This is a genomic window from Paenibacillus xylanivorans (assembly GCF_001280595.1).
Classification (GTDB): Bacteria; Bacillota; Bacilli; order Paenibacillales; family Paenibacillaceae; genus Paenibacillus; species Paenibacillus xylanivorans.
In genome coordinates, this window is sequence record NZ_LITU01000050.1 from 205830 (window position 1) to 226855 (window position 21026).

Sequence of the window (21026 nt, forward strand, 5' to 3'; positions counted from 1 at the left end):
ATTATGGAATGCAGAAGTTTCAATTGAAACTGAAGGATTCGATAATCCCAAGAAAAAGTACCGCTTAAAAAGCGGTCATCTTCCTTGAATAAACGTCGTTAGACGTTTTTCTTACGTTTGCGGAACCACACTATATCAGGTATAAGGGTGATTACATGGGTGCAGCAACCCCCGTCGTTGAGTTGAAACAAATCACGAAGCGTTTCCCAGGCATTGTTGCCAACGACGCCATCAGCCTTCAGCTTCGTAAAGGCGAGATCCATGCTCTACTGGGCGAAAACGGCGCTGGTAAATCAACGTTAATGAATATTGTCTTTGGTCTCTATCAGCCGGATGAAGGTTCCATTGAAGTGAATGGCAAGCCTGTCATCATCGACAGCCCTAACAAAGCAATCGATCTTGGCATCGGCATGGTGCATCAGCACTTTAAGCTTGTACAGCCGTTCACGGTAACAGAGAACATTATTTTGGGATCTGAACCAAGGAAAGGTCTCAACATTAATTATAAAAAAGCTGCTGCTGAAGTGCAGCGTCTGTCTGAACAGTATGGACTCAAAGTGAATCCCCATGCCAAAATTCATGACATTTCTGTCGGAATGCAGCAACGTGTTGAGATTGTAAAAACGTTGTATCGTGGTGCAGACATTCTCATTTTTGACGAGCCTACTGCTGTATTAACACCTCAGGAAATCAAAGAACTGATGGTGATCATGAAAAAGTTGGTGGCCGAAGGCAAGTCCATTATTCTGATCACACACAAACTGAAAGAAATCATGGAAATCTCCGATACAGTGACGATTATTCGCCGGGGTAAAGTGATTGATTCAGTTATAACATCAGAAACGAATCCGAATGAGTTGGCAGAAAAAATGGTTGGTCGCAATGTCACATTTAAAGTGGACAAAAAGCTGGCTACACCAGGGAACAATGTGCTTGAAGTAAGCAAATTGACCGCCAAAAATAAAGAAGGTATCTCGGTTCTGAACGAACTCAACCTGAATGTACGTGCAGGAGAGATTGTAGGAATCGCAGGTGTTGATGGTAATGGACAGAGCGAACTGATTGAGGCTCTTACCGGACTGCGTAAAGTAGATAGCGGTTCAATTCGCCTTGAGGGTAAAGAACTGTCTAATCATTCTCCGCGCCATATTTCGGAGTCGGGTGTAGCTCATATTCCGGAAGACCGGCACAAACATGGACTTGTCCTTGATTTTTCTGTGAGTGAAAATATCGTCCTTGAATCGTATTATAAAGCTCCTTATACGCGCAGAGGATTCCTTAACTTCGATGCGATCAAGAAACAAGCGAAGCGTCTTGTCGAGGCATTTGATGTGCGTACACCAAGCATTGAAACAAAAGCCCGCTCCTTATCGGGGGGGAACCAACAGAAAGCCATTATCGCACGTGAGATTGATAAGAACCCTGAACTGCTTATTGCTGCCCAACCAACTCGTGGTCTGGACGTAGGTGCTATTGAGTTTGTTCAAAAACAATTGATTGCACAACGTGATCAGGGCAAAGCGGTATTGCTGATCTCATTCGAGCTGGATGAAATTATCAACGTATCCGACCGAATTGCTGTCATCTATGAAGGACAGATCGTGGGCGAGGTGCTGCCGGAAGAAACCAATGACAGGGAGCTCGGCTTGATGATGGCGGGCAGCACCCAAAAGAGAGGTACTGTGCATGAGTAAGGTATTGAAATGGTTTACCCGTGATTCATTTATATTACCTATTGTAGCCATCATTATGGGTCTGATCCTGGGTGGTATTGTCATGCTGATTGGCGGATACAATCCGATTGAAGCTTACAGTGCATTGTTTACGAAGGTTTTCGGAGACATGTACAACTTTGGTGAAGCGGTTCGGGAAATGACACCGCTGATTATGACAGGACTTGCATTTGCATTTGCGGCACGTGCAGGACTGTTTAATATCGGGGGAGAAGGACAATTTCTCGTCGGTATGACTGCCGCGACTTTTGTAGGTGTGAAGTTTGCAGGTCTGCCAATCTACATTCATGCTCCACTGGCTTTGATTGCTGGTGCGGTATTTGGTGGTCTGTGGGCAGCTATTGCTGGTTACCTGAAAGCAGCGCGTGGGGTAAATGAAGTTATCAGTAGTATCATGCTGAACTGGATTGGTCTGTATCTGGCCAACCTGATCGTGCGCCAATTCCTGCTGTTAAAAGGTGAAAATCGTTCGGTGGATATCAGTGATACCGCATCGATAAGTCTGACATGGCTTTCTGAGCTGATGGGCAACTCCCGTGTTCACATGGGAACATTGATTGCGCTTGTCATGGCTGTGCTCTTTTATATTTACATGTGGAAAACCAAACAAGGATACGAGATTCGTGCCGTAGGATATAACCCGAATGCGGCAGAGTATGCGGGTATGCATGTCAATCGCAATATCGTTAAAGCCATGTTTATCAGTGGTATGCTTGCAGGTCTTGGCGGTGCATTCCAGGTACTCGGAGTGTTCCAATATCAGACCGTTATGTCGGGCTCGCCAGGAACAGGTTTTGACGGCATCGCGGTTGCACTGATTGGTTTGAATCATCCGTTTGGTGTGTTACTGGGCGCTTTGTTGTTCGGTACGCTCACTTATGGATCTGCGGGAATGAGCTTTGCTGCGGATGTACCGCCCGAGATTATTCGGATTGTTATCGGTTCGATTATCTTCTTCATTGCGGCACAAGGCATCGTGCGCTGGGTACTTAAACCGTTCTATTCCAAGCGCAAGAAAGAGAAGGTGTTGTAGATGGACTTGTTGACAATTGGGCAAATTATCAATACGACGCTTGTCTTTGCCACGGCATTGATTTTTGCATCCCTGGGCGGAATTTTCTCGGAAAAATCCGGTGTGACCAACCTTGGACTTGAAGGTTTCATGGTATTTGGTGCTTTTGCAGCGGGAATTGCTGCGCACTATGCACAAGAAGCCGGCATGGGAGGAACGACATCTGCCTGGATGGGGATTCTGTTCGCGGTTGTGCTGGGCGTAGTGGTTTCGCTGATCCATGCGGTTGCCTCAATTACATTTAAGGCGGACCAAATTATAAGCGGTATCGTAATTAACTTCCTGGCAGCAGGAAGCACACTTTATCTGGTAAAACTGCTGTTTGAAGGATCAGGCGATTCACCACTGGTACAAGGATTCAGCAAGTTTGATGTGCCACTGTTAAAAGATATTCCTTTGCTTGGGGAAGCTTTCTTCAAGAATGTGTACCCGACAACATATCTGGCTATTCTGTTCGTTTTTCTGACTTATTACATTATGTACAAAACCCCATTCGGCCTTCGTCTTCGCTCTGTTGGTGAACATCCAAGTGCTGCGGATACCGTGGGTGTTAAAGTGCGTCGTTACCGTTATATTGCGGTGATGATTAGTGGTGCGCTGGCTGCTATCGGTGGTGCTGCAATCACGCTGACTACAACAGGTACGTTCTCTCATAATACGGTTTCAGGTCAAGGTTACATTGCGATTGCAGCGATGATCTTTGGTAAGTGGAATCCAATCGGAGCCTTTGGGGCAGCTGTGTTCTTTGGGTTCTCGCAAGCCATCCGAAACTATGTACAACTGTTTGAATGGTCTCAAAGTATTCCCCAGGAAATTATTTATATGCTGCCTTACCTGCTCACCATTATCGTACTCGTTGCGGCTGTTGGACGCTCTTCTGCTCCGTCCGCACTCGGGGAACCTTATGATCCGGGGAAAAGGTAACGACAGAAATGATGTTTTCCCACATATTGATTTACAAAAAAAAGGTTCGCCTCGTGCGAGCCTTTTTTTGTGTTTTCATAAGGGGAAAAAGTCGAACTACCAAGATGCTTGACGGTGATGGGGAAGGCACCCATATTTTCATTTAGGGACAAAGAAACAGGCGAAGCCGACTCTGGACGAATACACTGTTTTGAACGATCCGAGGAGGAGGGGAAAGTATGAAACAACAAGTTACGCGTGATGAAGCGATGAAATTAATAGGCAAAAATATTGTTGCGATCAAAAAAGACGGTACTCGGGTGACTGGGAGATTGTTGAAAGTATCGGGAAATAAATTGGTGCTGAAACGCTCAGTTGGCAAAAAAGTACGCACCAAAGCCATTTTGCCATTGGTATTATTTGATCTGCTCGCCATCGGTACGCTGCCTTATGCTTACGGCCCTGGTCCTGGATTCGGTTTTGGTCCAGGTGCTGGTCCAGGGTTTGGCCCGGGACCAAAACCAGGTCCAGGGTACGGACCGGGATTTGGTGGCGGATATGGACCAGGACCTGGATTTGGACCCTACGGACCACGGCCACCAGGCTTTTTCTAGACCGATTTATAATGTTTTTTCCAACTCGTAACAGCGGCTTAACATAATGTATCGAATCGTACTATATCCATTTTTTTGGTAAAATCGGAGTCCTTTTGTATTGCCTTCGTCAACCATCACTTTGGATCTTTTGCAACCTCGAGATGCCGCAAAGTTCTCCGCTTTGAGCAGCAAAGTCTGACCGTACCTCTTTCGCTGTTCTTTTGTGGCAACAGCCATCATATCCACATACAGCAGTTCGCCGTGCATGAGAAAATGGATGAATGCGACAGCTTCGTTGTCAGGATTCGATGAGACAACAAAGGTCATGCCCCTGTTCATTCGCAGGGGTATTTCTTTGCGTATTTTATTGATTTCACTTTCACTCATATGAGATAGCGGAACAAGTTGAGAGTCAATCAGCCTCATTATGGCGGCATCATCCAGCTTGGATTTACGTTGCCGAATCACCATCGGAAGCCTCCTTTCAGGACCAGTCGTGCTGCTCGTATATCCTATGCCTGAGGCAAGTTGAAAGGTGACTGAATGAAGCGCAGGGATTGGGGTAACGTTAAATATTGAGGATGAAGGATTAGGGACGTTCTGAATTTTTATACAAAAGGGGTATTGACTTATCGGTTGGAGGAATCATATAATGTTCCTAACATTTAACGAGAATATTTCATCGGCTATGAAGAGGACGAAGTTTTAAGGGCTCTTTTGCTCAGAGAGTGGCTGGAATTGCTGAAACCACCACCATTATCCCTTATATACGAGCTCACCTCGGAGCTGTTTTCCTGAAAAGCATTGGATGTCACTCCATTAGGTTATTAGGGAAAATCGTATGTCTGCGTTACAGACAACAGGTATGGAAAACGGGTATGTCCGTTTGGTCTATCATTTTTTGTACCTGGTAAGGTCCGTTATTGCGAAATTTCGGACAAAGTTGGGTGGTACCACGGAAGCAACAACCTTTCGTCCCTCGCAAGCATAAACTTGTTTGCAGGGATGGAAGGTTTTTTTTGTAACTTTAAATGTCAGAATGATGTAAATTCCGAGAGGAGGATGACTGATGGGAGCTCAAATTCCAGAAGTACGATCGACAGATGAATTACGTGAAAAATGGATGAAGCCGGAGGTCATTAGCGGTTCCGAAATTCTGCTGAGAAGCTTGTTGCTGGAAGGTGTAGAGTGCGTTTTTGGTTACCCGGGCGGCGCAGTGTTGTACATTTACGATGCGATGTATGGTTTCGAGGATTTCAAGCACGTGTTAACCCGTCACGAACAAGGTGCCATTCATGCAGCTGACGGATATGCACGGGCGAGTGGAAAAGTGGGTGTCTGTATCGCTACCTCCGGACCTGGAGCAACGAATCTAGTTACGGGTATTGCAACAGCGTATATGGATTCCGTACCACTCGTAGTCATTACGGGAAATGTAATTTCCAGTCTGATCGGCTCCGATGCTTTCCAGGAAGCGGATATTACCGGAATCACGATGCCAATCACCAAACACAGTTATCTGGTAAAAGACGTAAAAGATTTGTCACGTGTCATTCATGAGGCATTTCATATTGCGAATACAGGACGTAAAGGTCCCGTATTGATCGACATTCCGAAGGATGTATCGGCTAACAAAACGTTGTTTGAACCCGTGACTGAACCTGTTATATTGAGAGGGTACAACCCACGGACAGTACCGAACAAACTTCAGGTTGATCGTCTGGCTCAGGCGATTCAGGAAGCAGAGCGTCCGATGATTCTGGCAGGCGGCGGTGTAGTTTACTCCGGTGGACACGAAGCGCTGTTCGAATTTGTGGAGAAGACAGGCATTCCAATCACGACAACACTTCTCGGACTTGGAGCATTCCCGAGTGGTCACGAATTGTGGACCGGGATGCCGGGTATGCACGGAACATACACTTCCAATCAGGCGATTCAAAAATCGGATTTGCTGATCAACATCGGAGCACGCTTCGATGACCGGGTAACAGGCAAGCTGGACGGATTCGCTCCACATGCCAAAATTGTGCACATTGACATTGATCCGGCTGAAATTGGCAAAAACATTGCAACAGACATTCCAATCGTTGGTGATGTGAAGACGGTTCTGGAAATAGCGAACAAAGAGGTTCAACGCGCTGAACGTGCAGATGCATGGAGAGACCAGATCAAACAATGGAAACAAGAGAAACCGTACAGCTACACAGATTCAGAGGAAGTATTGAAACCGCAGTGGGTTGTGGAAATGCTGAATGATACAACCAAAGGCGAAGCAATCGTGACTACGGACGTTGGACAGCATCAAATGTGGGCAGCTCAATATTATAAATTCAACAAACCGCGTTCATGGGTAACCTCCGGTGGACTGGGAACGATGGGTTTTGGATTCCCTTCTGCAATCGGTGCTCAAATGGCCAACCCGGACAGACTTGTTATTTCCATTAACGGTGACGGCGGCATGCAGATGTGTTCTCAAGAGCTTGCGATTTGTGCCATTAACAACATCCCGGTGAAGATTGTTATTATCAACAATCAGGTGCTTGGAATGGTACGTCAGTGGCAAGAGATCATCTATGAGAATCGTTACAGTCATATCGATCTGGCAGGCAGCCCTGATTTTGTAAAACTTGCTGAAGCTTATGGGGTAAAAGGATTGCGTGCAACCAATAAGGAAGAAGCCGAGCGTGCTTGGCAAGAAGCTCTGGATACACCAGGACCGGTCGTTGTTGAATTCGTAGTACGCAAGGAAGAAAACGTATATCCAATGGTTCCGCAAGGAGCGACAATCGATCAAATGCTGATGGGGGATGCTGAGGAATGATAAGACATACGATTTCGATATTGGTCAACGATCAGCCTGGCGTCCTGCAGCGGGTATCGGGGTTGTTCGGTCGACGGGGATTCAACATTGAGAGTATTACGGTAGGTCAATCCGAGGAACCGGGATTGTCCCGGATGGTCATTGTGACGATCGGTGATGACAAAACGCTGGAACAGATTGAAAAGCAACTGTACAAAATCATCGATGTCATCAAAGTGGTTGATTTCAGTCTGAAACCGATGGTTGCCCGTGAACTTGCATTGATCAAGGTAAAGGCAGAGCCGTCCGAACGTCCAGAAATTCTTGGTGTAGTAGAAACATTCCGCGCATCTGTTGTGGATATTGGTCCAGGCAGCCTGATTGTACAGGTGGTCGGAGATACAGATAAAATTGATGCGATGATTGAATTGCTTAAGCCATATGGCATTCGCGAACTGTCACGTACAGGAATAACTGCATTGGTACGAGGTAACGTATAAACAGTCATATTGAAAAAGAGCATGGCCTGATGCTTATCAACGGAACGACAATACTACGTTAGCAGCAGTGAGCTGAAATGTAACAGTTGATCTTAGATGAGGTGCCAGTCCGGTACCCGTTGCAATTCAACATTTTAGTGATGTAACGCTTGACAATATAGCCACATACCCGCATTAACGGGCGGGTGTCTGAACGGATCGGATCAGACCAGAGACGCTAAAAGCAAAAAAAGCGTGCCGGTCCCTTGAGACACCCGCTCATTAATGAAGGGTTCTTTACAATACAAAGGAGGACTTATAAACATGCCAGTAACTACTTATTATGAACAGGATGCAGAGCTTAACGTATTGAAAGGAAAAACGATTGCGGTCATCGGTTATGGTAGCCAGGGCCATGCCCAAGCTCAAAACCTGCGTGACAGTGGATTGAACGTAGTCATCGGACTTCGTGAAGGTAAATCTTTTGACACTGCAAAAAATGACGGATTTGAAGTTCTGTCCCCGGCTGAAGCAACTAGCCGTGCAGACGTAGTTCAAATTTTGCTGCCTGACGAAACACAAGCTTCTGTATACAAAAACGAGATCGAACCAAACCTGAAAAAAGGCGCAGCATTGCTCTTCTCCCACGGTTTCAACGTTCATTTCGGTCAAATCGTTGCTCCAAAAGACAGCGATGTATTGCTGGTAGCTCCTAAGTCCCCTGGCCACATGGTACGTCGTACCTACGTGGAAGGTTTCGGTGTACCGGGCCTGATCGCAATTGAGCAAGATGCAACAGGTAAAGCAAAAGATATCGGTCTGGCTTATGCCAAAGGTATCGGTTGCACGCGTGCAGGAGTTATCGAAACTTCCTTCCGTGAAGAAACAGAAACAGACCTGTTCGGTGAGCAAGCTGTTCTGTGTGGCGGTGTAAGTGCCCTGGTAAAAGCTGGTTTCGAAACGTTGACAGAAGCGGGTTACGCTCCTGAAATGGCATACTTCGAGTGTCTGCACGAATTGAAACTGATCGTTGACCTGATGTATGAAGGTGGACTTGCAAGTATGCGTGATTCCATCAGTAACACAGCGGAGTACGGTGACTATGTAACTGGACCTCGCGTGGTAACTGAAGATACGAAGAAAGCAATGAAAGAAGTTCTGACAGATATCCAACAAGGTAAATTTGCACGTGACTTCATCCTGGAAAACCAATCCGGCCGTGCTTTCCTGACAGCAACTCGTCGCAACGAAGCTGAACACCCAATTGAAGTGGTTGGCGGACAATTGCGTGAGATGATGCACTGGATCAAGAAGTAAGCATGCACTTTAAGGTAATCAAGTAAACTTACAGCTTTAACCGGGAATAGCGGCCGTGCATATGCGTGTGCCGCTATTACTGGTTTTAGAGGAACATAAAATACAAGTCTAGGAGGTGCGAGGCGTGCGTAAAATCTATGTATTTGACACAACGCTGCGTGATGGAGAACAATCCCCGGGGGTCAATCTGAATACTCGTGAAAAGGTGGAAATTGCGCACCAGCTCGAGCGGCTTGGTATTGATCGGATGGAAGCCGGTTTCCCCGCGGCCTCTCCAGGCGATTTGGCGGCAGTTAATGCAGTAGCCAAAGCGGTCAAAAATGTTACCGTCATTGGCTTGTCCCGCTCCAGAGAGCAGGATATCGATGCGGTGAAAGAAGCATTGAAGGGCGCTCAGGACCCGTGTATCCATATTTTTTTGGCAACTTCACCCATTCATCGTCAGCATAAATTGCGTATGGACAGAGCTCAGGTTCTTGATACGGCTCGTTCAGCCATTCGCTATGCGAAGAAAACTTTTTCGAAGATTGAATTCTCGTTGGAGGATGCAGGTCGTACCGAGTATGATTTCCTCGTTGAGATGGTGAATATGGCTGTAGAAGAAGGCGCAGCCGTTGTAAATATCCCGGATACGGTTGGCTATCTGAGCCCGTACGAGTACGGAAATATTTTCAAACATCTCAAGGAAAACGTACACAACATTGATAAGGTGCAGCTGAGTGCACACTGTCACAACGACCTGGGGATGGCAACTGCCAACACGCTCGCAGCGATTCTGAACGGAGCCGATCAAATTGAGGGGACCATCAACGGAATTGGTGAACGTGCGGGTAATACCGCGATTGAAGAAATTGCCATGGCACTGGAAACACGTCAGGAATTTTTCCAGGCGAAAACCTCGCTGCAACTTTCTGAGATTGCACGGACCAGCCGTCTCGTGAGTCGTTTGACGGGTATGGTTGTTCCTGGGAATAAAGCGATTGTTGGTGCGAATGCGTTTGCACACGAATCTGGAATTCACCAGGACGGCATGCTGAAGGAGAAAACAACCTACGAGATTATGACGCCAGAGTCCATCGGTCTGAAGGAAAGCAAGCTTGTATTGGGTAAACACTCGGGACGTCATGCCTTCCGTGAACGCTTGATTGAGCTCGGTTATGAACTGGAAGAAGAAGCTTTGAACCGTGCTTTTGCCCAATTCAAAGATCTGGCAGATAAGAAAAAAGAAGTGACTGATGAGGATTTGCTGGCGGTCATCGAAGAGAAATTGCAGGATGCACCTGAGGTGTTTAAACTGGAATCCATCTTTGTGACGTATGGTGATGAATCCATTCCAACGGCTAAAGTTCGCATTGCTACACTTAATGGTGATACGGTGGAACAAAAAGCAGAAGGAAATGGATCGGTAGATGCCATTTATAATGCGATTGACCAAGTGAGCGGAGAAGAGGTAACGCTATCCGACTACTCGATCAAATCGGTTACGCATGGTAAGGATGCATTGGGTGAGGTTCACGTCGTACTTACTCAAAACCAAATATCTGTACAAGGACGTGGCGTAAGTACCGATATTCTGGGTGCCAGTGCACGTGCTTATGTCGATGGATTAAACAAGTTGATTGAGAAACGCAAGACCTACACGAATCGCGTTAATGTGAACCTGTAACACATCATTTGCAGCAAGCAAAACTCTTCATTGGACTGGAATTCGTCTGGCTGGAGAAGCTGGGATGGAGTACCCAGCCCTATGTATTGTAGTTCAGTGAGGTACATAAAAAGTCTGACCCTCTAAAATTGAAGGTCAGACTTTTTTGTTGTTACGTATAGAATAATTGCATTTTTGATATAGAGCATTTTCGTTTAAAAGACGTATTCAGTTATGCTGGTAAGCTTTTACCAAGCATATGCGTTCGGAGCTTGTCCTCCCGGACCCGGGAAGATTTCATCCAAACGTTTGAGGACCGCTTCATCCAAAGTAACATCCAAACATTTGAGCGCAGTTTCGAACTGCTCCAGTGTACGCGGCCCAATAATGGGTGCGGTAACTGCCGGATTGGCGGCAACCCAGGCCAAAGCTATGGTATCCTGCGGTTCGCCGAGTTCACGGCAAAGTGCTGCGAATTGTTCCAGCTGCGTTTGATGGGACTCAATCCGTTCAGCAATGCCACCGCTGCGTGTGCCTTCCAGCTTTTGAAGCGCATTACGTCCGAGTAACCCACCATCAAGCGGACTCCACGGAATAACGCCAAGGCCCAGCTCTTTCGCTGCGGGCAGCACTTCGAGCTCAGGTAAACGGCAGTTAAGACTGTATTTATGCTGCTCGGATACAAGACCGAGGAAATGGCGATTTTTGGCTTCACTTTGTGCAACGGCAATCTGCCATGCAGCAAAGTTGCTTGAACCTACATAACCAATTTTGCCCTGATGAACAGCATTCTCAAACGCGCCCCACAGCTCGTCCCACGATATGGCGGGATCAACATGGTGCATCTGGTACAGTTCAACATGGTCTGTTTGCAGGCGGCGGAGGGAACCTTCCAGATGGCGTCTGATTTTGTAGGCGGAGAGACCCGCATCGTTGTTTGGACCGTCTGTATCGTCATGCATGGAGCCATAGACTTTGGTCGCAAGAACGACTTTTTCACGTCTGCCGCCGCCCTGTTTAAACCAGCGCCCAATGATCTCCTCGGTGAGACCCGAATTTTCGCCCCAGCCGTAAATGTTAGCGGTATCAAAAAAGTTCACACCGGCATCGAGTGCTGCATCCATGATACGGAATGCCTCTTTTTCGTCTGTAGCAGGTCCAAAGTTCATCGTGCCGAGACAGATCCGGCTGACTTTAAGACCTGATTTTCCCAAGTACGTGTATTGCATGATTGCAATCCCTCCTGAGTTACCTGAATTTGTCTTCAGGCTTATTTTAACTCAGTCAGAGGTACAGAACAACCAATCCAAAACCACTTATAGGCAAAAACTATTAAAGTCATAGATTGTATATCTTAGTCAAATGACCTCCGAATATGATACAAAAGAGAGAGTTAAAAATGACACGTTAATTATTGAAGTGAATAACCGAATGAATGGATATAAGGAGTGGACAACCCATGGCAGACGTGAAAAAAATTGCAGTTATCGCAGGTGACGGAATCGGTCCTGAAGTCGTAGCGGAGGCAGAGAAAGTTCTCAAACGTACGGAGGAAGTGTTCGGATACCGTTTTGAGACAGAGCATGCGCTGTTTGGTGGAATCGCCATTGATGAGAAAGGTACACCGCTTCCTGAAGAAACACTGACAGTATGTAAGAGTGCAGATGCTGTGTTGCTCGGAGCCGTTGGTGGTCCAAAATGGGACAACAACAGCAAGGAATTGCGTCCGGAAACAGGCTTGCTTGGCATTCGCAAAGCGCTCGGACTGTTCTCAAACCTGCGTCCGGCAGTGGTGTTTGATTGCTTGAAGGATGCTTCCACCTTGAAACCGGAAGTGCTGGAAGGTACGGATCTGATGGTCGTGCGTGAGTTGACCGGGGGAATCTACTTTGGTGAAAAGTTCAGACGTGAAGGTGCACAAGGCGAAGAAGCAGTGGATACATGCGTATATAATGTAACCGAAGTGGAGCGCATCGTTCGTCAGGCGTTTGAAATTGCCCAAGGGCGTAGTAAGAGACTGGCTTCAGTAGATAAAGCCAACGTGCTGGAAACTTCCCGTCTTTGGAGAGAAGTCGTTAACCGTGTAGCACCGGAATATCCGGATGTTGAAGTGGAACATGTGCTTGTAGACAACTGTGCAATGCAGTTGCTGCGTCGTCCATCCAGCTTTGACGTTATCGTGACTGAAAATATGTTCGGAGATATCCTTAGTGATGAAGCAGCGATGCTGACAGGTTCGATCGGCATGCTGGCATCTGCATCACTGGGTGAAGGAAGCTTTGGTCTGTATGAGCCAGTACACGGTTCAGCGCCGGATATCGCAGGTCAAGGACTGGCGAACCCGATCGCAACGATCCTTTCGCTGGCATTGATGTTCCGTACAACCTTTGGTTATGCAGAAGGTGCTGACGCAATTGAAGCAGCTGTGTCTGATGTGCTGAATGCGGGACATCGTACAAGCGATATCGCTGTAGACAAGAGCAAAGCGATCAGTACGACAGAAATGGGCGATCTGATCGTCGCGGCAATTCAGAAACAGGCTTAATAATAGTAAGAACAGTACAGCCCTTTGCTCCGATCAGGAATTGCAGAGGGCTGTTCCTTTATGATTTTTGCCACGAAAAATCCTTATTTATAATTATTATAATAAAACAACGATTATAATCTTGACTTTGAGAAGTCCGGATGATAACATTTTACTTGTACTTGTTATCAAGTAACAAACCCATTTTAATTACAGGAAAAGCGTTCTCGTTTTTCTTGATGATGAGCATTCAACTTGAGTGCTTACATAATCCCAAAGGAGGAATTGTTAGTTATGGCAGAACGTTTGGTTGGTAGACCCGCACCGGATTTTGCAATGGAAACAGTATCGGGAGATGGACAAGACTTTGGTTCCGTAAAACTGTCCGATTATCGTGGCAAATGGCTCGTATTTTTCTTTTATCCTTTGGATTTCACTTTTGTGTGCCCAACTGAAATTACAGCTTTGAGTGATGCTGCTGAGCAATTCAAAGCTTTGGATACTGAAGTTCTTGGCGTGAGCGTTGACTCCGTACACAGCCACAAAGCTTGGATCAACACACCTAAAGACAGCAATGGTCTTGGTCAATTGAACTTCCCACTTGCTTCCGACATCACGAAACAAGTTGCTAAAGATTATGGCATTCTGATCGAAGAAGAAGGCGTTGCACTGCGCGGTTTGTTCATCATCGATCCAGAAGGCGAATTGAAATACCAAGTCGTTAACCACAATGATGTAGGCCGTAGTGTTGAAGAAACACTTCGTGTACTGCAAGCTCTTCAATCCGGTGGATTGTGTGCAATGAACTGGAAACCAGGCGACAACAACCTGTAAGCCTGATTGAACTTGAACGTTTGTAGTTCAAGCCCTCATCCCTCATGGGATTGAGGGCTTTTTGCACCCTTTTACCAGAATATAAGCCCTAAAGGAAGAAAAGTGTTTAAACAGGGACGTAAACGTGGTAATGATGTAATAGAAGAAAGCCTTCATTTTTATCTCTGGAAAGAGGAATCGAAGGGCCTCAAGGCGAATAGGGTATGGAAACCCGGTAAATATTCCGGTGCTCTGCATTTATAATTTGTACATGAATGTGATACACTGATGGAACTATTCCTTTTTCGGAAGTGCTTGAAGTGTACGGGACGGCTATCCATTAAAAAGTCTCGGCACGTTATAAGGAGGGTGAACAAAAATGAGTTACTGTTGTGGGGCAAGTATGGTGGGAACAAAGGGCACGCTGAAGCATTACCGCACCCAGGTTCATAATGTTCCCCTGCTGTTTTGTCCGGTGTGTCACCGGGTAGAAGTGCATTATAAAGTGGAAAATGAATATGAAATTTTGGCTGAATATGCGCATGGAGATGGTGCGTCGGAGATTGATTTTCAAGATTACGTGACGGAAGATGAAGATGCGATTTTTGAAAATTGTGTGAATCGTGAAAGCGAGGACGCCATGGTCATTGTGCAGCGTCAGATCGACATGTCTCTGGATCTACTTCGTCTTGCCAAGGAAATGAAGGATGAGAAGTGGGAAAGCGAACTTAAGCGTCGCTTAGCCGTCATGAGTCAGCGCAGACTCAAAATTCAGCATAACAAGAGTGGACTATAGATTGAATTTAATCATTTAAAATTTAAACTATACGAACGAAGCTGATTCGCTAATCGAGCGAAAAAGCTTCGTTTTTGTTGTATATAGAAACTAATTCACGGTTTTTCTTAAAAAAATTTCCATTCGACACTTTCTCCGATTGACTCCCTTCTATAAACTTGTCTATGATAAAAACAGACTTGCAAAAGAGGCGGAGCAAAAAATGTTCGTGTTTGGGAATAGGAGAAGCTTAGAATGGAACAAACGTATAATGTTTTCCGGATCGACTCTTGGTTACCCGGAATAGACCAGCTTGTGTTCCGGACATGCCATCCATATTTTCGGCTCAGCCCCCTAATGAAAGGGCACCGGTAATGAAAATAAAATCGGCCCTTCCTGTTTCTGTGATGATATGATGTCCGAATGGCAAGTTTATCATTTACGTGAAAAGGAGGAACCTGACATGATTAGTGAATTTCAGGATACAGTGCCTCGACCAACGGATGGATTCCCGCCTGTACATCTGGATAACAACAAGTATGAGAATGTCCTGGAACATCTGGATAGCGGTATTATGTTGTTTGACAGTAACGGTGTATTGACGTTTATTAACGTTCAGATGGCAAAATTGTTGGAGCTTCCTAGGAGTCTATTGAGCGGCTGCACCCTGATGCAAATGCTGCATCATCCACAGATGAGCCGATTCAAGAAAAAGAAAATTTTACGCATCTATCGGGAAACTATCTTTCATCGTAAGCGCTATCATGAATTGATTGACGAGTATGGCAGGCATTGGCTGGTTACAGTAACGTACGGGGATCAGATGGATGGGGACTTCCTCTTCAGTGTGAAGGATGTTTCCGATTATAAACAGATTGAGCAGACCGCTTATCAAAATGACAAACTTGCAATGTTGGGGCGAATTTCGGCATCTATTGCCCATGAAATTCGCAATCCTTTGACGGCTATCCGCGGATTTATCCAGTTGCTTCGGCCCCATTTGTTGCAATTGGGGAAAGACGAGTACGCTCGAATCATTCTAACGGAGATTGATAGGGCGAACGACATTATCTACGAATTTCTGAATTCCTCGAAACCGTCAGCTCCTCAAAAGACCATTATGTCTGTTAACTCTTTGCTCAAAGAGGTGGTTTTGCTGACAGAAAGCGAAGGATTAATGAAGGGGTGCGAGATCACTCTGGATGAAGCAGAAGTCCCGTTAAATGTGTCTATCGATGTCAAACAGATTAAGCAGGTAATTTTGAATATGGTTAAAAATGCGATGGATGCCATCGAGGATGTGGGCGAAGAGCACACAGGTCTGATTCGGATCTCCACGGGAACCGAGAACAAGTATGTGCAGATCTCCATTGCCGATAATGGACAGGGAATGGACCATAACACGCTTGTGCGCTTGTTTGACCCGTTTTTCACCACTAAGGAGAGCGGGACAGGGCTGGGACTTTCCGTGAGTTACCGCATTATTAAGAATCACGGAGGTAACATCTCTGTGGATAGCAAAAAAGGGGAAGGCACCCGGTTCATCATCATGCTTCCTTTGGTGTAAAGACAAGAGTTATGCGAACAGGAATTGGCTAACCCGCCGATTCCTGTTGTTTTTTGTTGGGACGATTAGGGTTATAGTTAGAATGAATGCGAATACATAGCTCAATTTACGGGAGGAAGAACCAATTATGAATATCCAGGGAATGGAACAAATGAACAAACAGTTAATGGACCATGTTGGGAAGATCATTGTGGGCAAAGACCATACGATTGAGCTTGTGATGACAGCCATTATTGCCTCAGGACATGTCCTGCTGGAGGACGTGCCTGGTACGGGGAAAACCATGTTGGCAAAATCAGTAGCCTCTTCACTGGATTGTACCTTCCAGCGTATTCAGTTCACACCGGATCTGTTGCCATCCGATTTGACGGGGATTCATTTTTTTAACCAAAAAGAAGGTGACTTTGAATTTAGACCTGGCCCCCTGTTTGCCAACTTGGTGCTGGCAGATGAGATCAACCGGGCTACACCGCGTACCCAGTCCAGTTTGCTGGAGTGTATGGAGGAACGGCAGATTAGTATTGATGGTTCGACCAGACAGCTGGAACGACCGTTTATCGTCATTGCCACTCAAAACCCGGTAGATAACCAGGGAACTTTTCCGTTACCAGAGGCACAGATGGATCGTTTCATGATGAAGATTCGAATGGGCTATCCAAGCAGTGAAGAAAGTGTAGAAATTCTGAGACGTACGGTAGCAAGCCGTTCTGTTGCTGATCTATCCGCTATCATTAGTCGTGAGCAGTTAATTGAGGCACAGAACACTTATACATCGGTGCAAATCGACGAAGATCTGTTGAGATATATTATTCGCCTGACAGAAGCGACTAGGCAACATCCCGAGCTTTCACTGGGTGTAAGTCCACGAGGAGGCCAGGCGTTGCTCAAGGCAAGCCAGGCCTGGGCAGCTTTACACGGCAGAGACTTCGTTCTCCCTGATGATATTAAGGTATTGGCAGAGCCTGTGCTAGCCCATCGGCTTGTATTCCGCAACCGGGTGAGGCAACAAGAGGGATTGGCGGAACGTATTATTCAGGAGCTTCTGAGCCAGACTGAAGTGCCGACGGAGAATCTGGCTACAGGCAGCGGGCGATAACATATGGCATTACTATGGCTTGTCATTGTTGGAGGCATTGTTATTGGAGTACACGGCATATGGTTCGGCCGTCCCGCTTTACGCAAGTTGAAGTACACCAGACAGTTCAGCAAAACGCGCTGTTACGCCGGGGATGAGCTGGAGATGGTAGAGACGATTGCGAATGAAAAACGAATTTCGGTTCCATGGCTCAGGCTTGAAGCTATGATGCCAGTTTCATTTGTATTTCGTTCAGGCTCGGGTATGGATATTAGCCAGGGAGATATCTATCAGAATCATAAAAGTATCTTTACTTTGAAACCGTTTACCCGTATTACGCGCAAGCATCCTTTTATATGCAGCAGACGTGGGATCTACACGTTAAACACCGTAACTATGACCGGAGGGGATCTGTTCGGCCTTTGGCGTACCTCGAAGCCAATTCCTGTTCATCTGTCCGTGGTCGTATATCCTTCTCTTGTTCATGCGGAGGATCTGCCTGCGATCTATCAGATATGGCAGGGTGAGGTTGAGGTATCCCGTTGGATTGTTGAAGATCCCTTTCTGATCCTCGGGGTACGTCCCTATGGTGCGGGTGATCCAATGAACCGTATTCATTGGAAGGCGAGTGCACGCACGGGAGAATTGCAGGTCTACAAGCAGGGATGGACTGCCGATCCTCAATCCTGGATTGTGGTCAACATTCAGGAGTCTGCAGACATGTGGAGTGTCGTTACTCGCCCGGAGATGATCGAACGGGCACTCCGTTATGCTGCAACAGCAGCGGTAGATGCCATTGGAAGAGGGTTACCCGCAGGATTTGCTCATAATGGCTATCGTATAAGTGGAGGGCGTGATACATTGCGGATTGAGCCGGATTACGGCACTCCTCATCTGGAAATGCTGCTGGAAGCTATGGCTGAGACGGAGTTGAAATGCATGGTTCCCATGGAGCAGTTCCTGAGTGATGAAGTAGAACGGAATGAAGAAGCCCAACAGGTTCGCAGTTATCTCTTAATTACGTCCTATGTATCTGCCGCTATGGAGCGTGAAATTGCACGTTTACATGAGCAAGGGCACCGTGTAACCATTCTCCCGGTAGAAGGCGGGAAAAGCGATGCTAAGGCGGTGAGTGCATGAATGAGTCCAACAGCAACAATACCAAGGAAAGAGTGCTTTTATCCATGTCGGCCGTTCTGTTGATTGGTATATATTTTTATCCGCTTTTGACCCTGGCTTCCCTTTATGCAACGGGACATTTGCCATACATATTAATGGCTATCTTTGTTATTGCCGGCTGGTTAGGTCAGTGGGTACAGCACAAGTTACCAACCATCAGCGAAAAAAACACGTTTATTCGATGGGGTGCAGCGTTGCTTATGGGACTGCTGCTCTCCTTGGTTATCGCAATATTATGGGCGCTTCCTTTACCTGATTTGTTGACGGCAGTGGTATGGGGTGTAATTTCAGCCTATATCGGGTTGAATTTTCAACCTGCTTTCCGTTCGATTTTGATTTGGCGCTTGCAGATTTGGGGTGTAGTCAGTGCAATTGTGCTCAGTGGGGCGGCCAATGGAATTGAATTCATGCAACCTCTTCGGGCTTACACTGGAACCATATATGCAGCGGGAGTCATCAGTTTTGTTGGCTGGTTGGTAGGTCAATACAGTGTGCAGCTGGATCGTGCAATATTAAATGATGGCTCAAGAAGGATCGTGCTGCGTGAGTTTGCCCGGGCGAATCACCAGCGACTGTTATGGATGCTGATTGTGATCGCAGGAATCGGTGCTTTTCCCAGTCTTGTTGCCTGGCTAGGCCCACTGCGTGACCGTCTGCTTGCATGGATCAGAGGTTTAATAGGCTCAAGTTCTAATCAGGAGCCTCCTACTCCGTCTACAGCTCCAAATGAACCGCCGATGATGCCTGAAGGAATGGAACCGGCAGGGGAGCCATCTGTTTTCTGGGACATCCTGGGTTGGGTAGTCATGGGAGCTGTCGCAGTTGTGATCCTCTGGCTTATTCTGCGTTTGGGACAGAAGGCGATAAACAAACTTATGGAGCGCTTCAAAGGGCTGCTGCAGCCCGGTCAGAAGAAGGTAGAGCCCCGGACGGAGTATGTGGACATTAGCGAAACGTTAGAGGCGCCTGCAAAAACACGCAAATCCTGGTTCCGCAAGAAGGAGTCACTGCCCTCACAGGAAGCTGAACGTGTTCGATACTATTATCGCAAGTGGATCGACAGAGCTGCACAACGGGGAGTGAGTATACAGGGTGCACATACACCACTGGAGGCTGCAGAGGCGATTGTTCAGCATGGAGCCAGAGAAGATGAACAGAAGCTCTCTGCAATGCTACCAGATACCTATAACGCTGTGCGATATGGGAAGAAAACTCCAGACGATTCCGAGATGAGTGAGATGGATCGGATATGGAAATCTTATCGAAGTAAATAAGTCGGGAATCCCTTTACTTTTATTGTTACGTTCAAGTATCATGAGAGGAATACACAAGTTGGTCAGAAAAGGAGCAGACATTAATGAAGACAAATCATTGCAAAATAGTAGATTGTACAATCCGTGATGGCGGATTGGTAAATAACTGGGACTTTAGCGTGGACTTTGTTCAACAGCTCTATGCTGGATTGAATGAAGCTGGCGTTGATTATATGGAAATTGGATACAAAAACTCACCTAAGCTCTTGAAAGGTGCAGAAGAAGCAGGACCATGGCGTTTTCTGAATGATGATTTCCTGCGCAAGGTTATTCCGCAAAAAGGAAACACCAAATTGTCTGCACTGGTTGACGTTGGACGTGTGGACGAGAATGACATTTTGCCACGCAGTGAAAGCATGCTGGATCTGATTCGTGTAGCCTGCTACAGCAAAGATGTAGATAAGGCCCTTGCTCTGGTTCAAACGTTCCACGATCGTGGATATGAAACAACGCTGAACATTATGGCACTTTCTAATGTTATGGAAAATGAACTGCTGGAAGCATTTGAACTGATCAAGGAAAGTGCTGTGGATGTTGTATACATAGTAGACTCCTATGGAAGCCTGGATCATAACGATGTGAAATATCTGGTGGAGAAGTTCAAAACTCATCTGCCGAACAAACGTCTGGGCGTTCACACACACAATAACATGCAACTGGCATTCTCCAACACATTGGTAGCCGCTGAGCTTGGCGTTGAACTGCTGGATGCTTCCGTATACGGCATGGGACGCGCCGCAGGGAACTGTCCGACTGAACTGCTCGTTGCTCATTTGAAAGGCACGAAATACAATCTGCGTCCAGTACTAGGTGTATTGGAGCAATTGATGGTCCCACTCCGGGAAAAAGAAGAATGGGGTTACATTTTGCCTTACATGATTACAGGTACATTGGACGAGCATCCTCGCTCGGCAATGGCACTGCGTTCGTCGGAAGACAAAGATAAGGTTGTTGATTTCTATGATAAATTGACAACACCAGAAGTGAATTTTGACAAATAAACAACATGTTGCATAATTCTTGAATTGGACTTTCAGTGAACAAGAGATGTATCTAATACATCTAAACTTGAACACTTTAGCATTTCGAGTCGAATGATGCAAATAGAGCGAAAATTAGTCTGAAATACAGTTGCAAATCTAAAAAAGCATGGACTCCGATGGGGGGTTCATGTTTTTTTAGTTCTTATTGCCTTGTTTTTCTACATATCTATGAATAAATATTCCTATGAGTGC

At 46.3% G+C, this 21026-nt stretch carries 18 protein-coding genes; 16 read left to right on the forward strand and 2 right to left on the reverse strand.

The window, feature by feature from the left end; all coding sequences use genetic code 11:
* Nucleotides 1-155 precede the first annotated feature (155 nt).
* The 4 genes from AMS66_RS08725 (at nucleotide 156) to AMS66_RS08740 (ending at nucleotide 4322) form a co-directional block, all read left to right on the forward strand.
* Nucleotides 156-1694 (forward strand): ABC transporter ATP-binding protein, encoded by a 1539-nt coding sequence (locus tag AMS66_RS08725; protein ID WP_053780421.1) that lies wholly within the window; start codon nucleotides 156-158, stop codon nucleotides 1692-1694.
* Nucleotides 1687-2766, forward strand: a complete 1080-nt coding sequence (locus AMS66_RS08730; protein ID WP_053780422.1) for an ABC transporter permease — start codon at nucleotides 1687-1689, stop codon at nucleotides 2764-2766. The genes AMS66_RS08725 and AMS66_RS08730 overlap by 8 nt, the downstream gene beginning before the upstream one ends.
* The gene (locus tag AMS66_RS08735) at nucleotides 2767-3729 is read left to right on the forward strand and encodes an ABC transporter permease (RefSeq protein WP_053780423.1); all 963 of its coding nucleotides are present in this window, start codon (nucleotides 2767-2769) and stop codon (nucleotides 3727-3729) included. It begins immediately after the preceding gene.
* A gap of 218 nt (nucleotides 3730-3947) precedes the next feature.
* Nucleotides 3948-4322 carry a hypothetical protein gene (locus AMS66_RS08740; RefSeq protein ID WP_053780424.1) on the forward strand — a complete coding sequence of 125 codons (375 nt, stop codon included), beginning with the start codon at nucleotides 3948-3950 and terminating at the stop codon, nucleotides 4320-4322.
* Between the two features lie 6 nt (nucleotides 4323-4328).
* Here AMS66_RS08740 and AMS66_RS08745 read toward each other — a convergent pair whose 3' ends face one another.
* Nucleotides 4329-4772 (reverse strand): GNAT family N-acetyltransferase, encoded by a 444-nt coding sequence (locus AMS66_RS08745; RefSeq protein ID WP_053780552.1) that lies wholly within the window; start codon nucleotides 4770-4772, stop codon nucleotides 4329-4331.
* 601 nt (nucleotides 4773-5373) lie between these two features.
* Here AMS66_RS08745 and ilvB point away from each other — a divergent pair.
* The 4 genes from ilvB to AMS66_RS08765 all read left to right on the forward strand — a co-directional run bounded on the left by ilvB (nucleotide 5374) and on the right by AMS66_RS08765 (nucleotide 10566).
* Nucleotides 5374-7125, forward strand: coding sequence for a biosynthetic-type acetolactate synthase large subunit (gene ilvB, locus AMS66_RS08750; RefSeq protein ID WP_053780425.1), 1752 nt, complete (start codon nucleotides 5374-5376; stop codon nucleotides 7123-7125).
* The gene (gene ilvN / locus AMS66_RS08755) at nucleotides 7122-7604 is read left to right on the forward strand and encodes an acetolactate synthase small subunit (RefSeq protein ID WP_053780426.1); all 483 of its coding nucleotides are present in this window, start codon (nucleotides 7122-7124) and stop codon (nucleotides 7602-7604) included. The genes ilvB and ilvN overlap by 4 nt, the downstream gene beginning before the upstream one ends.
* 303 nt (nucleotides 7605-7907) lie before the next feature.
* Entirely contained in the window at nucleotides 7908-8900 is a 993-nt protein-coding gene (gene ilvC, locus AMS66_RS08760; RefSeq protein WP_053780427.1) for a ketol-acid reductoisomerase, read from the forward strand.
* A 124-nt stretch (nucleotides 8901-9024) separates the two neighbouring features.
* On the forward strand, nucleotides 9025-10566 hold the full coding sequence (locus AMS66_RS08765; RefSeq protein ID WP_053780428.1) for a 2-isopropylmalate synthase: 1542 nt from the start codon (nucleotides 9025-9027) through the stop codon (nucleotides 10564-10566).
* 227 nt (nucleotides 10567-10793) lie between these two features.
* Here AMS66_RS08765 and AMS66_RS08770 read toward each other — a convergent pair whose 3' ends face one another.
* Complete coding sequence (locus AMS66_RS08770) at nucleotides 10794-11774, reverse strand: aldo/keto reductase (protein WP_053780429.1); 981 nt, start codon at nucleotides 11772-11774, stop codon at nucleotides 10794-10796.
* A gap of 230 nt (nucleotides 11775-12004) precedes the next feature.
* On the opposite strand from AMS66_RS08770, the gene leuB reads away from it, so the two are divergent.
* The 8 genes from leuB (at nucleotide 12005) to AMS66_RS08810 (ending at nucleotide 20792) form a co-directional block, all read left to right on the forward strand.
* Nucleotides 12005-13090: a 3-isopropylmalate dehydrogenase gene (gene leuB / locus AMS66_RS08775; protein WP_053780430.1), complete on the forward strand. Its 1086-nt coding sequence runs from the start codon at nucleotides 12005-12007 to the stop codon at nucleotides 13088-13090.
* 273 nt (nucleotides 13091-13363) lie between these two features.
* Complete coding sequence (locus tag AMS66_RS08780; protein ID WP_024628322.1) at nucleotides 13364-13903, forward strand: peroxiredoxin; 540 nt, start codon at nucleotides 13364-13366, stop codon at nucleotides 13901-13903.
* 358 nt (nucleotides 13904-14261) lie between these two features.
* Nucleotides 14262-14678 (forward strand): hypothetical protein, encoded by a 417-nt coding sequence (locus tag AMS66_RS08785; RefSeq protein WP_024628323.1) that lies wholly within the window; start codon nucleotides 14262-14264, stop codon nucleotides 14676-14678.
* Nucleotides 14679-15120: 442 nt separating this feature from the next.
* On the forward strand, nucleotides 15121-16224 hold the full coding sequence (locus tag AMS66_RS08790; RefSeq protein ID WP_053780431.1) for an ATP-binding protein: 1104 nt from the start codon (nucleotides 15121-15123) through the stop codon (nucleotides 16222-16224).
* A 127-nt stretch (nucleotides 16225-16351) separates the two neighbouring features.
* Entirely contained in the window at nucleotides 16352-17320 is a 969-nt protein-coding gene (locus AMS66_RS08795; RefSeq protein ID WP_053780432.1) for an AAA family ATPase, read from the forward strand.
* A gap of 3 nt (nucleotides 17321-17323) precedes the next feature.
* The gene (locus AMS66_RS08800; RefSeq protein WP_053780433.1) at nucleotides 17324-18439 is read left to right on the forward strand and encodes a DUF58 domain-containing protein; all 1116 of its coding nucleotides are present in this window, start codon (nucleotides 17324-17326) and stop codon (nucleotides 18437-18439) included.
* Nucleotides 18436-19752 (forward strand): DUF4129 domain-containing protein, encoded by a 1317-nt coding sequence (locus AMS66_RS08805; protein WP_053780434.1) that lies wholly within the window; start codon nucleotides 18436-18438, stop codon nucleotides 19750-19752. Before AMS66_RS08800 ends, AMS66_RS08805 begins: the two co-directional genes overlap by 4 nt.
* Before the next feature lie 83 nt (nucleotides 19753-19835).
* Nucleotides 19836-20792 (forward strand): aldolase catalytic domain-containing protein, encoded by a 957-nt coding sequence (locus AMS66_RS08810; protein ID WP_053780435.1) that lies wholly within the window; start codon nucleotides 19836-19838, stop codon nucleotides 20790-20792.
* The last annotated feature ends 234 nt before the right edge of the window (nucleotides 20793-21026 follow it).

What these genes read in the sequence shown, in the direction of transcription:
- AMS66_RS08725 (WP_053780421.1), top strand. Translation starts at nt 156, where the DNA reads ATGGGTGCAGCAACCCCCGTCGTTGAGTTGAAACAAATCACGAAGCGT.
- AMS66_RS08730 (WP_053780422.1), top strand. Translation starts at nt 1,687, where the DNA reads ATGAGTAAGGTATTGAAATGGTTTACCCGTGATTCATTTATATTACCT.
- AMS66_RS08735 (WP_053780423.1), top strand. Translation starts at nt 2,767, where the DNA reads ATGGACTTGTTGACAATTGGGCAAATTATCAATACGACGCTTGTCTTT.
- AMS66_RS08740 (WP_053780424.1), top strand. Translation starts at nt 3,948, where the DNA reads ATGAAACAACAAGTTACGCGTGATGAAGCGATGAAATTAATAGGCAAA.
- ilvB (WP_053780425.1), top strand. Translation starts at nt 5,374, where the DNA reads ATGGGAGCTCAAATTCCAGAAGTACGATCGACAGATGAATTACGTGAA.
- ilvN (WP_053780426.1), top strand. Translation starts at nt 7,122, where the DNA reads ATGATAAGACATACGATTTCGATATTGGTCAACGATCAGCCTGGCGTC.
- ilvC (WP_053780427.1), top strand. Translation starts at nt 7,908, where the DNA reads ATGCCAGTAACTACTTATTATGAACAGGATGCAGAGCTTAACGTATTG.
- AMS66_RS08770 (WP_053780429.1), bottom strand. Translation starts at nt 11,774, where the DNA reads ATGCAATACACGTACTTGGGAAAATCAGGTCTTAAAGTCAGCCGGATC.
- leuB (WP_053780430.1), top strand. Translation starts at nt 12,005, where the DNA reads ATGGCAGACGTGAAAAAAATTGCAGTTATCGCAGGTGACGGAATCGGT.
- AMS66_RS08780 (WP_024628322.1), top strand. Translation starts at nt 13,364, where the DNA reads ATGGCAGAACGTTTGGTTGGTAGACCCGCACCGGATTTTGCAATGGAA.
- AMS66_RS08785 (WP_024628323.1), top strand. Translation starts at nt 14,262, where the DNA reads ATGAGTTACTGTTGTGGGGCAAGTATGGTGGGAACAAAGGGCACGCTG.
- AMS66_RS08790 (WP_053780431.1), top strand. Translation starts at nt 15,121, where the DNA reads ATGATTAGTGAATTTCAGGATACAGTGCCTCGACCAACGGATGGATTC.
- AMS66_RS08795 (WP_053780432.1), top strand. Translation starts at nt 16,352, where the DNA reads ATGAATATCCAGGGAATGGAACAAATGAACAAACAGTTAATGGACCAT.
- AMS66_RS08800 (WP_053780433.1), top strand. Translation starts at nt 17,324, where the DNA reads ATGGCATTACTATGGCTTGTCATTGTTGGAGGCATTGTTATTGGAGTA.
- AMS66_RS08805 (WP_053780434.1), top strand. Translation starts at nt 18,436, where the DNA reads ATGAATGAGTCCAACAGCAACAATACCAAGGAAAGAGTGCTTTTATCC.
- AMS66_RS08810 (WP_053780435.1), top strand. Translation starts at nt 19,836, where the DNA reads ATGAAGACAAATCATTGCAAAATAGTAGATTGTACAATCCGTGATGGC.